Raw genomic sequence first — 11,889 nt, 5'->3', positions numbered from 1 at the left:
AGGGCGCCCGACCTTAAACGGCAGGCGTCTCGGGAACTGCGTCGGCCAGCCAGGCATCGGCATGTGCCGCATCGCCACGGCGGCCCAGGGCCATGAAATCGAACAAGGCGGCATCGGCCAGCTGCGCAGGTCGCACGTCGGCCATCGCCCGTGCGATCTGTTCGATGCGCCCGGGATGGTCCTGGTCCCACTGCTTGAGCATCAGGCCGACCTGCCGACGCTGCAGGTTTTCCTGGCTGCCGCACAGGGTGCAGGGAATGATCGGGAAACGGCGTGCCTGCGCGTACTGCGCGATGTCGTGCTCGCGCACGTACGCCAGCGGGCGGATCACCACGTGCTGTCCATCGTCGCTGAGCAGCTTCGGTGGCATGGCGGCCAGCTTGGCATGGTGGAACAGGTTCAGGAAAAACGTGGCCACCACATCATCACAATGGTGGCCCAGTGCGATCTTGCTGAAGCCATGCGTCTTGGCATGGTTGTACAGCGCGCCACGGCGCAGGCGTGAGCACAGCGAACACATCGTGCGCCCCTCCGGAATGACCCGGCTGACCACTGAATACGTGTCCTGCTCGATGATCTGGTACGGCACGCCCAGCCCGGCAAGGTACTCCGGCAGGACATGCTCGGGGAAACCGGGCTGTTTCTGGTCCAGGTTCACCGCCACCAGTTCGAACGGCACCGGCGCCTTTTTCTGCAGCTGCAGCAGCATGTCCAGCAGGGTGTAGCTGTCCTTGCCGCCGGACAGGCAGACCATGACCTTGTCGCCTGCTTCGATCATTCCGAAGTCGGCGATGGCCTGGCCGACCTGGCGGCGCAGGCGCTTGCCCAGCTTGTCCGCCCCGTGCCCGGCCACGCGCGGATCGCGCGAAACGCGCTGCGGGGGATCGGGCAGGGAGATCACGGCGGACATGGCGCCATTCTACCGGCTTGCGGCAGCCCGGACCCGGGGTCGGGATTCCCCTCTCCCGGCAGTCATCGTCGCTGTGTATGCTCGGAGACCGTGGACACCTACAACCCCGCCGAAATCGTCGAACACCTCGTCGCCCTGCGCGCCGAGCACCGGTCGCTGGATGAACAGATCGCGCGCATGGCCGCCAACGGCGAAGATGAGCTGGAGTTCAAGCGCCTGAAGCGGCGCAAGCTGCAGCTGAAGGACTGCATCACCAAGCTGGAAAGCCTGCAGATTCCGGACGAACCGGCGTAACCGGTGGCCCATCCACGCATGGCGTGGATCTACTGGCCCACGCCGCCCCGAACGCCGATGGCACAGCGGCCACCTATGGATCCACGCCATGCGTGGATGGGGCCCTGCATCAACGCGGCAGCGCCAGCTCCGCACTCCAGGCCGTCTCACCGTCCACGGTCAGGTCGCAGCGCCGCACGTTGTCGGCACCGGAACAGCGCAGCCCCAGCGGGTGCCCGTACCAGTCACCGGCAAGACCCTGGCGAGCGGCGGATTCATCACCGCTGATACGCGCCTCGCCGGCCAGCCACAGGCGGTAGTGCGCCTGTTGCCCGGTCTCTGCCTGCAGACACAGGCGCACCGGCGCATCGGCCAGTCGCCCGGGCAGGCTGTCGTCAACGCAGGCTTCTGCAGCCTGCACCGAAGTAACCGCAAGGCCTCCGGCCGCGATCAACGTGGCCAGGCCCGACAGGCGCCGCAGGTTCAATCCTGCGGTGCCGGTTCGTCCGGGCGCGCCGCTTCCGGGCTGACCCGTTCGATGGTGTGGCGCAGTTCGCGGCCGAGGATGAACTTGGCATCCTTGGCCCAGGCATCCAGGCGCTCGTCGAACAGCAGCTTGCTGTTCTCGTCCGGCCACACCAGGCGCAGCTCGCGCAGCTTCTGGATGAAGCCGCGGAACAGCGACTTGTCGAAGAACTCCGGCGCGGCCGGTGCATAGAGCAGGCTCAGGCGCTGTGCGGCCTGCTGGCACAGGCTCTCCAGCTCGGCGGCGCCGAGCGTGCCCGGGCCGTTCTTCACCAGTACCGAAATGGCGATGTAATAGCGCTCGAACGCCTGCTGCAGCGAGTGGCCGATCGCGCGCAGGCGGAACACTTCGTCGGTCTGCCCGGTGTTGCGCGCAAGGATGCCGCCGTCGTCTTCGTTGACGTTCTGCAGCAGGCCCTCACGCACGAACACGTCGATGGTCTGGTCGATGCGCTGGGCGAACTCGTCCTCGGTCCACGGCAGGAACAGCTCGGCCTGCAGGAACGGGTACACCGTGCGGCCCAGCTGCACCAGGCCGGTGCGGCTCATGCGGCGGTTGTTCTGGAAGCAGCAGGCCACCCACGACGATGCGGTGAACAGGTGCACCACGTTGTTGCGGAAGTAGCTCAGCAGCACCGCGGTATCGCCGCTGACGCTGAGCACGTCGCCCAGCGGGTGCTTGATGCGGGTGAGGACGTTGATCTCTTCGGCGTGGGCGATGATCCGCTCCGGAGAGTGCGGGGTCACCGTCACCCGGCCCGAATACGGCATCTCCACCAGCAGGGTCTTGCACAGCTCGATCTGCGCGATCAGGTCGGCCTCGCCCATCGCATGCTTGGGCGTGGACAGCAGCGCCAGCGCCAGCAGGTTGATCGGATTGACGTCGGCCGCGCCGTTGATGCGCACCTGGATGCGCTCGGCCAGGGTGTCGACGGTGGTCGACAGCCACGAGGGCTTCTCGTCCTCGGACACCGCCTCGCCACCCCACTCCGGAGCCTTCTCGGCCAGCACATCGTTCAGCGCGATGGGTTCGCCGAAGTTCACCACCACCTGGCCGTAGTTCTGCTTGAGCACCTTGGGGATGCCCCACAGCAGCTGCCAGATCGATTCCTTCTCCTTGGGCCGCCCGGACAGTTCATCCAGGTAGCTGCCGCCCTCCATCAGCTTCTCGTAGCCGATGTAGATGGGCTGGAACAGCACCGGCTTGCGCGGCTGGCGCAGGAACGCGCGCAGGGTCATCGAGATCATGCCGCCCTTGGGCTGCAGCAACCGGCCGGTACGCGAGCGCCCGCCCTCGACGAAGTACTCGATGGAATAGCCGCCGGCGACCAGCTGCGCCACGTACTCGCTGAGCACCGCCGAATACAGCGCGTTGCCGCGGATCGAACGACGGATGAAGAACGCACCGCCCTTGCGCAGCAGGGTGCCCACCACCGGCAGGTTCAGGTTGATGCCGGCCACGATGTGCGGCGGCACGATGCCGCGGTCGTACAGCAGGTAGGACAGCAGCAGGTAGTCCATGTGGCTGCGGTGGCTGGGCACGTAGACCACTTCGTGGCCCGGCGCTGCGGCCTTGAACTTGTCCAGGTGGTGCACCAGCACGCCGGCGTAGATGCGGTTCCACACGTGGCTGAGCATGAAGCTCGCCGAACGCACCACCGGGCTGGAATAGTCCGCGGCGATTTCCCAGGCGTAGGCATGCGCCTTCTTCCAGGCATCGCTGGTTTTGCTGTTGTCGCGCTTGGCCTGCGAGGCGATCGCCTCGCGCACCGTCTCGGCGGCCAGCACCTGGTCCACCAGCAGGCGCCGGGTCGACAGGTCAGGACCGATCACCGACTCGCGGATGCGGCGGAAATGGGTACGCAGCACGCGCTGCAGCTTGCGCACCGTACGCTCGGGCTCCAGGCCCTCGTCGATGGTCGAACGCAGCGAGATGGGCGGGGCGAAACGCACGATCGTGCTGCGGCCATTGAGCAGCACTGCCAGCAGGCGGCGGAAGCGGCCGACCAGCGCCCAGTTTTCCGAGAACAGCACGGCGAACCAGCCGCTCTGCTTGTCCGGGGCGCGGCCGACGAAGATCGACACCGGCACCAGGTGCACATCCAGGTCGTCGCGCACGCGATGGGCCTGCAGGACCTTGGCCAGCGAATCGGAATGGGTCTTGGCGCCGCGCTGCTCGGGAATCAGCGAGTTGCTGGAGCTGCGGCGCGACAGGGCCAGATAGGCGCGCTTGCGGCCGGTGGGGTCACCGGCCAGCGGTACCAGCGGCGACGGCAGACCGGCCTGGCGACAGGCCTTGTCCAGGATCAGCGCGTTGGACAGGCCGTAATCTTCCAGCACGTACATGACCGGGCGGCCATCGTTGTACTGGCCCGGGTCTTCCGGCTCGATCTTCAGCGACAGCCATGGCTCCACCAGGCGCCCGAGCAGGCGCGCCCACAGCGGGCGGCGGCCGGCAGGACGCGCGTGCACAGGCGTCGCCGCCGGCGGCGTGCCGGCGTCGGTCGAGGGGGACGCCGGCGCCGTATCGGCGGGCGTCGGCTGGGATTCTTCGCCGGGGAACGGCAGCGGGTTCTGTTTCGACATCGACGTCATTATGGCTTAGCCGATGGCGTTGCCGCTTCCCCATCGGTTGCCGGGGGGGTGACAGGGTCCGGAGCAGCGGCGGCGCGCGCCGCATCAGCCTGACGCAGCAGGGCGTCGGTATCGGCCAGGGTGCGGGTCAGGTACCAGTGGCCCTCACGCCGGCTCAGCGGCACCTGCACGGTCATCGCGCGGCCGGCGAGCTCGTACTGAAGGCGCACCAGGGCATTGTCGCCTTCCACCGACAACAGCTCACCACGCACGCTGCGCAGCGCCTCGTCCACGCCCAGCCCGTAGCTGGCCAGCACGGCCTTCACCGTCTGGATGAACGGCGCCAGCTGCTGCAGGCTGCCTTCCATGCCCGCGGCCTGCAGGCCGGCGTCGTCATGGAAACCGACCTTGGCCGCGGCGCCGACGAGGGCGGCGATGCTGCTGCGGGCCCTGGCACGGTCGCTGATGGGCGCGTCCTGTGCCCAGGCCGCCAGGGTCTGTACCAATTGGATGTAGTGCGCCTGCTGGCCGGGCGTATAACCCTTCTGGTGCCGCAGGTACTGCACACCGAAGTTGCCCATCGACTGCGCGGCCTGACGTACGGCGCGGGCCTGGCCAGCCAGCTGGCGGTCGAAACTGCGCTGCAGCTGCACGCTGGCACCGGGCTCACGCAGCGCCGCCAGCATCGGCAGCAACTGGTCGCCGAGCGGCAGTCCGGTCAGCGGCCACTGGCTGTGGCCGTCGGCCCATGCCTGCTGCAGGCGCTGATACTGGCTGGGGGGCACCGACAGCTTCGCATAGCCGACCAGATCGTCCTCGGCCAGCCGTTGCGCCATCGCCTGTACTGCGGCGACAGGTTCGGCCGGCGCGGCGGCCGGATCACTGCCGGATTCACGGCACGCGGCGATGGCCAGCAGCAGCATGGCCGCCAGCCCCCATCCCCGCGCAGACCTTCCTCGCACTACAACGCTCATGCAATCGGACTCCCCGGACCGGTCCGCATCTTGCGGCCTGCGACGTGACAGCGGCAAGCCGGGCCGTCACGGTTTCTGCCATGACCCGACTGCGCGGTGGCTCCATGCCGCGCGCCGACGGGCCTCTCCGTACCGGGCGGACAAAAAAAAGAGCCCGGATCACAGGGATCGCAGACTCTTCAAACCGGCGCAAGGCCGGTGGACAGTGTTGTGGCGCATGTCCGGTCCGAAGACCGGATGGCGGCGATCCTACGCTGCCCACAAAGTTAACGCAACACATGACAAAACACTATTCAACTCATTGATTTTATTGGATAAATTACATCATCAGATCTCTTCAATGAAATCTACGGCATGTTTTCCGGCGATTCGGGCATAAACGTCGGGGTCAGCGGCACACAGTTTCCCCGCGCGGGTCCGGGTACGTCAGGGCAACAGGCACACACGCGAACGCCGTCCCGTGTTCGACGGGATGGCGCTCGTGGTGCCGCCGTAACCGCCTTCGCGGCGGGGCTCAGCGCGTGGCCAGCGCCGCCGCGATTTCCTGCTGGATCGCGCGTGCTGCGGCCTGCGGATCAGATGCCAGGCGGATCGGACGACCGACCACGATGGCATCGGCGCCATCGGCAAAGGCCTGCGCCACACCCACGGTGCGCTTCTGGTCATCGCCGACCGGGCCACCGGGGCGGATGCCCGGGCAGACAATCGAGAAACCGGCGCCGGTCGCGGCGCGGATCGGACCGGCTTCCTGGCCAGAGGCGATCACGCCGTCGATGCCAGCGGCCTGTGCGGCCAGCGCGCGTTCGACCACGACCTCCACCGGTTCGCGGTCGATGCCCATCTGCGCCAGGTCCGCGCGGCCCATCGAGGTCAGCACGGTCACCGCCAGCAGGCGCATGTCGCCGCTGTTGGCGGCTGCGCAGGCCTCCATCATCGCCGGGTGCCAGCCGTGGATGGTGGCGTAGCTGACCGGCCACTGCGCCAAGCGCTTGATCACCGCCGCGGCGGTGGCGGGGATATCGAAGAACTTGAGATCGACGAACACGCGCTTGTCGCGGCGTGCCAGCTCGTCCAGCACCTGGAAGTACTCGCCGGAGGCGAGCAGTTCCATGCCGATCTTGTAGAACGCCACGCTGTCGCCAAGGCGGTCGACCCACTCCAGCGCCTGCACGCGATCAGGCACGTCCAGCGCGAAGATCAGGCGCTCGTCGTCGCGCAGCGGCAGCGGGGCGCGGCTCACGGCGCGTAGTCCAGCGCGGCACGCTTGGCGTCATGACGGGCCTGCCGCGACTGCGAATAATCATTGTTGAACTGTGCCGGCTCAAAGCCGCCGTAGGTCGGGTTCGGCAGCATCCACCAACGCTCGCCGAACCAGTCGTGATACTGCTGCAGCAGCGCGTCGCGGCCATCATTGGTGTTGGCGGTCACTTCCACGAAGTCACCCAGCTGGTCGCCGAACTGCATCAGCACGCGGTACTTCTGGCCGGCCAGGCGGCGGCGGCAGTTCTTCTCGCTGCCGGCCTGCTCGCACCCTTCAACCACGGTGCCCAGACCGAGGAACACGCTGTCATCGGCCACCGGCAGGCCCTGCTCGCGCAGGTTGGCCAGGGTCGCGTCCTTCAGATGCACGGCACGGTTGGAGATGTACAGCAGGGTCACGCCCTTGGCGTTGGCAGCCTTGGCGAAATCGACCACGCCGGGAATGGCCTTGGCCTTCTTTTCGGCGACCCACTGGTCCCAGCTGAGTTCGTCGTATTCCTTGCCGTCACGCACCAGTCGAGCCTGGTAGGGCGAGTTGTCCAGTACGGTCTCGTCCACGTCCAGCACCACGGCCGGCTTCAGGCCCTTGGCCTCGTTGCCGCGCTCTTCCGGCACCAGCGCGTCCCAGTGGGCTTCCTTCAGCGCAACGTCCAGATGGTCAGCGGCGGCGCGGTAGGTCTGCTCGGTGATCGCCTTGTATTCCTGCGCGCGCTGCATCCACAGCACGGCATTGAGGTTGTCGTTGGCGGTCGCGTCGAGGGCACCGTCGGCCTTGGCGGCGGCGGCCGGGGCTTGCGGGGTGGCGGCTTCGGCAGGCGCTTCCACGCGCTTGCAGGCGGACAGGCCCAGCGCCGCGGTGGCGAGCAGGGTCAAGGACAAGGAAACGGGACGACGCATGGATTCACCGGCAATCAGATATACCGGCCCATTTTACCGGCAAAGGCGCCGCCGGGACGGCTATGCTTGGCGGTTGACACGTTGTCTTCCGGAAGCCGCCATGACCGACCCTGCCCAGACCCCCGACGTTCCGCTGCTGGATGCCGTACAGGCACGCCTGCTGGGCTGCCTGGTGGAGAAGGAAGCCACCACCCCGGACACCTACCCGCTGACCGTCAACGCCGCGCAATCGGCAGCCAACCAGAAGACCGCCCGCGAGCCGGTGATGAACGTGAGTGCCGGCAGCGTGGAGCATGCGCTGCGCCAGCTGGAGACCCTCGGTCTGGCCCGCCAGCACTTTTCCTCGCGCGCCGACCGCTACGAGCACCGCCTGCAGAGCGCACTGGACCTGACCCGGCAGCAGACCGTGCTGCTGGCTCTGCTGCTGCTGCGCGGGCCGCAGACCCTGGGCGAACTGGTCACCCGCGCCGAGCGCCTGCACCGCTTCGCCGATGCCGACGAAGCCCGCCACGCCATCGAGCGCCTGCAGCAGCGTGCCCTGCTGGTGGTGCTGCCGCGCGCCAGCGGCCAGCGCGAAGACCGCTACATGCACCTGCTGTGCGGTGAAGTGGACGGCGCGGCATTGGCAGCGAAGTACGCCAGCAGTGGCGGCGGTGCCGAGCCGGCCGACCCCGGCCTAGCCGAGCGCGTGGCGCAACTGGAAGCGGCGGTGGCCGAACTGCAGGCACAGCTGGCGGAGCTACGCGGCTGAAACAACCCAGTGGGGTCGTATCCCGCAACGCGGGCTCCGACCCCACTGGTACCCGCTAGTGCCGGCCGCACCCAAGGTAGCGAACAGCCGGCTGGGTGTTTCGATGCCCGGCAGCTGGATGACCCCGCGCTCGTGCATGCCGAGGCCCAGCAGCACCTTCGCCGAGGCGATGTTGTCCAGATCGGTGATGCCGTAGAGATCCTGCAGGCCCAGCGCCGTGCGTGCGTAATTGAACACCGCCCGCGCCGCCTCGCTGGCATAGCCCTGCCCGGCGAATTCCGACAGCACCGCGTAGCCGATATCCGGTGCCGGTAGCCCCTCACGGCGTACCAGCCCGGCGTTGCCCAGCCACGCACCATCGGACAGCCGCTCGATCGCATACATGCCGAAGCCATTCAACGCATAGCTGTGCAGCACGCGCAGGGCGATGTATTCGCGCGCCTGCGCTTCGTCGCGCACGTTGCGGTCACCAATGAATCGCACGAAGCCCGGATCATTGAGCAGGGCCAGCATCGGTGCCGCATCGCGGTCCGGTTCAATGGCCCGCAGGCGCAGGCGTTCGCTTTCAATGGGATGCACGCGCAGACCTCCAGCAGAAACCCCGATTCTGCCTCAACGCGCGGCTGTTGCTTTTGATTTTCTTTGCATTGCCGTGGCAGGACGCGCCCGGAATCTGTCAGAGGCCGGTCGGGGTGGGTTCGCGGGGGTATCCGCGCCATGGATGGCGCGGCTAAGCCCCCAGGGACGGGTTCACGGCGTCCCCCGCGAACCCACCCCGACCAGCCCGCGTAGCCAACGCGCGCTCCACCACGGAGGGGCGGCGCCGTTGGAGCGCCTTAGTCGAACAACGCCTCGATCGCCGCCAGCCCCGCCGTCGCCCGCTCCTTCTTGCGCGCCGCATCCGCAACCGGATCAGCGCCATCGCGCTGGATCTCCTCGGCCGGGATCTCCTCGAAGAAGCGGCTCGGCTTCAGCCGCACGTGCTCGCCGAACTTGCGGGTCAGCTTGCTGTAGCTCATCCACAACTGGATCTTGGCGCGGGTGATGCCCACATACAGCAGGCGCCGCTCTTCCTGCAGATTGCCCTCGTCCAGGCTGACCTGGTGCGGCAGCACGCCATCCTCGCAGCCGACGATGAACACATAGGGGAATTCCAGGCCCTTGGAGGCGTGCATGGTCATCATCCGCACCTGGTTGCCCCCCTCGTCCTTGTCACTGCGCGACAACAGCGCCAACTGGCCGGCCAGATCGGCCGCGGTGGCACCACGCGGGCCACCCTCGAACCACTGCGCCAGTTCTTCGATGTTGTTGGCGCGACGCTGGTAGCTGGCTTCTTCCTTGGCCTGCTGCCGCAGCTCGCTGAGCAGGCCCGATTCCTTGGCGACCTTGCGGATCATGTCGCCGGAGCTGATCTGCCGCGTCTGCGCGCGCAGGTCGCGCAGGATGTCGGTGAAGCGCGCCAGGCTGTTGGCCGCGCGCGGTGGCAGCTGCTGCAGCGCGCCGATCGCCTCGGCGGCCTGCGCCATCGGCATGTCCTTTTCCGAGGCCAGTTCGGCCAGCTTGGCCAGGGTGCCGGCGCCGACCTCGCGCTTGGGCGACTGCACCGCACGCAGGAACGCGGTGTCGTCGTCCGGGTTCACCAGCAGCCGCAGCCAGGCCAGCGTGTCCTTCACTTCCTGGCGCTCCAGGAACATGGTGCCGCCGGTCAGGTGGTAGGGGATGCGCAGCAGCTGCATGGCCTTTTCCAGCGGACGCGACTGGAAGTTGCCGCGGAACAGGATGCAGAAATCGCTCCACGGCACGTTGCGCGTCTGCGCTACGAACGCGATCTCGGCGGCGACCTTCTCGGCCTCGTGTTCGCTGTTGCGGCACTCCCACACACGGATGCGCTCGCCGTCGGCCTGGTCGCTCCACAGCTTCTTCAGGTGTTCGTGCGGATTGTTGGCGATCAGCGCGTTGGCCGCGCGCAGCACGCGGTTGGAACACCGGTAGTTCTGCTCCAGCTTGATGATTTCCAGCGCCGGGTAATCGCGCCCCATCTGCTGCAGGTTTTCCGGGTTGGCACCGCGCCAGGCGTAGATCGACTGGTCGTCATCGCCCACGCAGGTGAAGTTGCCCTTGTCACCGGCCAGCTGCTTGAGCAGGCGGTACTGCGCATCGTTGGTGTCCTGGCATTCGTCGACCAGCAGGTAGCCGATGCGCTCGCGCCAGGCCAGCGCGATGTCCGGGTTCTCTTCCAGGATCTGCACCGGCAACCGGATCAGGTCGTCGAAGTCCACTGCGTTGAACGCGCTCAGGCGCAACTGGTAGCGCTCGTAGATGCCGGCCGCTTCCTTTTCGCGATTGCTGCGCGCGGCGGCCATCGCCTGTTCCGGCGACAGGCCGGCGTTCTTGGCGCGCGACACCAGGTTCTTCATGTCCTCGATGTCGTCCGGCTTGGCGCCGTACATCAGGTCCTTGATCTGCGCGGCCGCGTCATCGGCATCGAAGATCGAGAAACCGCGCTTGAGCCCGACGGCGGCATGCTCGATCTGCAGGAACTTCAGGCCCAGCGCATGGAAGGTGCAGATGGTCACTTCATCGGCATCCTGCTCGCGCAGGCGTTTGGCCACGCGCTCGCGCATTTCCTTGGCCGACTTGTTGGTGAAGGTGATCGCGGCGATGCGCTTGGCCGGGTAACGGCCACAGCCGATCAGGTGGGCGATCTTCTCCACGATCACGCGCGTCTTGCCACTGCCGGCGCCGGCGAGCACCAGCAGCGGTCCTTCGATGTGGAGGACGGCGGCAGCTTGGGGGGGATTGAGACCGTGCATTGGGTGGGGATTGTAGCGGGCGTTGATGGCGGCCACAGCCGCCGGCCGGTGGGCTTGCTGAACGGCTTCGGCCGGTGCCGGGTGGCGTCGTACAATCGGCCGATGGCCAAGCTCTATTTCTACTATTCGGCGATGAACGCCGGCAAGACCACCACCCTGCTGCAGAGCGCGCACAACTACCGCGAGCGCGGCATGCGCGTGGCGATCCTGACCCCGCGCCTGGACGACCGTGCCGGCGCGGGCGTGGTCGCCTCGCGGATCGGCCTGCGCGCCGACGGCATGGCCTTCGAACGCGACACCGACCTGCAGCAGTGGGTCACGCAGGATCTGCAGGCCAACGGGCCGCTGGGCTGCGTGCTGGTGGACGAGGCGCAGTTCCTCAGCCGCAGCCAGGTCTGGCAGCTCAGCGAGGTGGTCGACCAGTTGCGCATCCCGGTGCTGTGCTATGGCCTGCGCACCGATTTCCGCGGCGAGTTGTTCGAGGGCAGCCAGTACCTGCTGGCCTGGGCCGACGAGATGCAGGAGATCAAGACGATCTGCCACAGCGGCAAGAAGGCGACCATGACCGTGCGCGTGGACGAACACGGCCATGCCGTGCAGGACGGCCCGCAGGTGGAGATCGGCGGCAACGAGCGCTATGTGTCGGTCAGCCGCGCCGAGTTCAAGAAGATCACCCGGGGCGAGGGTCGGATCGATCCGGCGCAGGCACCGCTGCCGCTGTAAGGGTTTTTCGGCAGGGCTGCGCCCTGCACCTGCCGACGCGGTAGTGCCGGCCGCTGGCCGGCAACCTCAGCAGCAACAGCCGGCTCTGGGTTGTCTGTTGGTTGGGCGGGGAGGTGTGGGGGTGCAGGACACGCCGTAAACCCATCCCTGGGGGCTCGATGGCGCCATCCATGGCGCCAACGGTCCTGC

11 protein-coding genes are annotated in these 11,889 nt (G+C 67.4%); 3 read left to right on the top strand and 8 right to left on the bottom strand.

Features of this window, described 5'->3' with window-relative positions:
* Window positions 1-13 precede the first annotated feature (13 nt).
* Window positions 14-910, bottom strand: a complete 897-nt coding sequence (ttcA, locus tag AB4Y98_RS05610; RefSeq protein ID WP_312787033.1) for a tRNA 2-thiocytidine(32) synthetase TtcA — start codon at window positions 908-910, stop codon at window positions 14-16.
* Between the two features lie 90 nt (window positions 911-1,000).
* Between ttcA and AB4Y98_RS05605 the strand changes: the two genes are divergently transcribed.
* Window positions 1,001-1,204: a YdcH family protein gene (locus AB4Y98_RS05605; RefSeq protein ID WP_032978412.1), complete on the top strand. Its 204-nt coding sequence runs from the start codon at window positions 1,001-1,003 to the stop codon at window positions 1,202-1,204.
* A gap of 109 nt (window positions 1,205-1,313) precedes the next feature.
* Here the strand turns inward: AB4Y98_RS05605 and AB4Y98_RS05600 are convergent, their stop codons facing one another.
* The 5 genes from AB4Y98_RS05600 to AB4Y98_RS05580 all read right to left on the bottom strand — a co-directional run bounded on the left by AB4Y98_RS05600 (window position 1,314) and on the right by AB4Y98_RS05580 (window position 7,413).
* Complete coding sequence (locus tag AB4Y98_RS05600; RefSeq protein WP_442243940.1) at window positions 1,314-1,670, bottom strand: hypothetical protein; 357 nt, start codon at window positions 1,668-1,670, stop codon at window positions 1,314-1,316.
* A complete protein-coding gene (gene plsB / locus AB4Y98_RS05595) occupies window positions 1,667-4,303 on the bottom strand; it encodes a glycerol-3-phosphate 1-O-acyltransferase PlsB (protein WP_442243939.1) in 2,637 nt (878 codons plus the stop codon). Before plsB ends, AB4Y98_RS05600 begins: the two co-directional genes overlap by 4 nt.
* Window positions 4,303-5,256 carry a hypothetical protein gene (locus AB4Y98_RS05590; protein ID WP_336023035.1) on the bottom strand — a complete coding sequence of 318 codons (954 nt, stop codon included), beginning with the start codon at window positions 5,254-5,256 and terminating at the stop codon, window positions 4,303-4,305. The genes plsB and AB4Y98_RS05590 overlap by 1 nt, the downstream gene beginning before the upstream one ends.
* A gap of 514 nt (window positions 5,257-5,770) precedes the next feature.
* Window positions 5,771-6,496: an orotidine-5'-phosphate decarboxylase gene (gene pyrF / locus AB4Y98_RS05585; RefSeq protein WP_336023033.1), complete on the bottom strand. Its 726-nt coding sequence runs from the start codon at window positions 6,494-6,496 to the stop codon at window positions 5,771-5,773.
* On the bottom strand, window positions 6,493-7,413 hold the full coding sequence (locus AB4Y98_RS05580) for a 5'-nucleotidase, lipoprotein e(P4) family (protein WP_100554315.1): 921 nt from the start codon (window positions 7,411-7,413) through the stop codon (window positions 6,493-6,495). Before AB4Y98_RS05580 ends, pyrF begins: the two co-directional genes overlap by 4 nt.
* Window positions 7,414-7,513: 100 nt before the next feature.
* Between AB4Y98_RS05580 and AB4Y98_RS05575 the strand changes: the two genes are divergently transcribed.
* Window positions 7,514-8,164, top strand: coding sequence for a YceH family protein (locus AB4Y98_RS05575; RefSeq protein WP_080150241.1), 651 nt, complete (start codon window positions 7,514-7,516; stop codon window positions 8,162-8,164).
* On the opposite strand, the gene AB4Y98_RS05570 is transcribed toward AB4Y98_RS05575, so the two are convergent.
* Both AB4Y98_RS05570 and AB4Y98_RS05565 read right to left on the bottom strand, forming a co-directional pair.
* Window positions 8,153-8,743, bottom strand: coding sequence for a GNAT family N-acetyltransferase (locus AB4Y98_RS05570; RefSeq protein ID WP_442243938.1), 591 nt, complete (start codon window positions 8,741-8,743; stop codon window positions 8,153-8,155). The two genes, AB4Y98_RS05575 and AB4Y98_RS05570, sit on opposite strands and share 12 nt — an antisense overlap.
* Before the next feature lie 257 nt (window positions 8,744-9,000).
* Window positions 9,001-10,977, bottom strand: coding sequence for a UvrD-helicase domain-containing protein (locus AB4Y98_RS05565; RefSeq protein WP_033832666.1), 1,977 nt, complete (start codon window positions 10,975-10,977; stop codon window positions 9,001-9,003).
* Window positions 10,978-11,079: 102 nt separating this feature from the next.
* Here AB4Y98_RS05565 and AB4Y98_RS05560 point away from each other — a divergent pair, with 102 nt between their 5' ends.
* On the top strand, window positions 11,080-11,700 hold the full coding sequence (locus AB4Y98_RS05560; RefSeq protein ID WP_099819678.1) for a thymidine kinase: 621 nt from the start codon (window positions 11,080-11,082) through the stop codon (window positions 11,698-11,700).
* Window positions 11,701-11,889: the final 189 nt, after the last annotated feature.

Source organism: Stenotrophomonas sp. 2YAF26 (assembly GCF_052114625.1).
GTDB lineage: Bacteria > Pseudomonadota > Gammaproteobacteria > Xanthomonadales > Xanthomonadaceae > Stenotrophomonas > Stenotrophomonas indicatrix.
This window is presented reverse-complemented; position numbering and strand designations above follow the sequence as displayed.

What these genes read in the sequence shown, in the direction of transcription:
- ttcA (WP_312787033.1), bottom strand. Translation starts at nt 910, where the DNA reads ATGTCCGCCGTGATCTCCCTGCCCGATCCCCCGCAGCGCGTTTCGCGC.
- plsB (WP_442243939.1), bottom strand. Translation starts at nt 4,303, where the DNA reads ATGACGTCGATGTCGAAACAGAACCCGCTGCCGTTCCCCGGCGAAGAA.
- AB4Y98_RS05590 (WP_336023035.1), bottom strand. Translation starts at nt 5,256, where the DNA reads ATGAGCGTTGTAGTGCGAGGAAGGTCTGCGCGGGGATGGGGGCTGGCG.
- AB4Y98_RS05580 (WP_100554315.1), bottom strand. Translation starts at nt 7,413, where the DNA reads ATGCGTCGTCCCGTTTCCTTGTCCTTGACCCTGCTCGCCACCGCGGCG.
- AB4Y98_RS05575 (WP_080150241.1), top strand. Translation starts at nt 7,514, where the DNA reads ATGACCGACCCTGCCCAGACCCCCGACGTTCCGCTGCTGGATGCCGTA.
- AB4Y98_RS05565 (WP_033832666.1), bottom strand. Translation starts at nt 10,977, where the DNA reads ATGCACGGTCTCAATCCCCCCCAAGCTGCCGCCGTCCTCCACATCGAA.
- AB4Y98_RS05560 (WP_099819678.1), top strand. Translation starts at nt 11,080, where the DNA reads ATGGCCAAGCTCTATTTCTACTATTCGGCGATGAACGCCGGCAAGACC.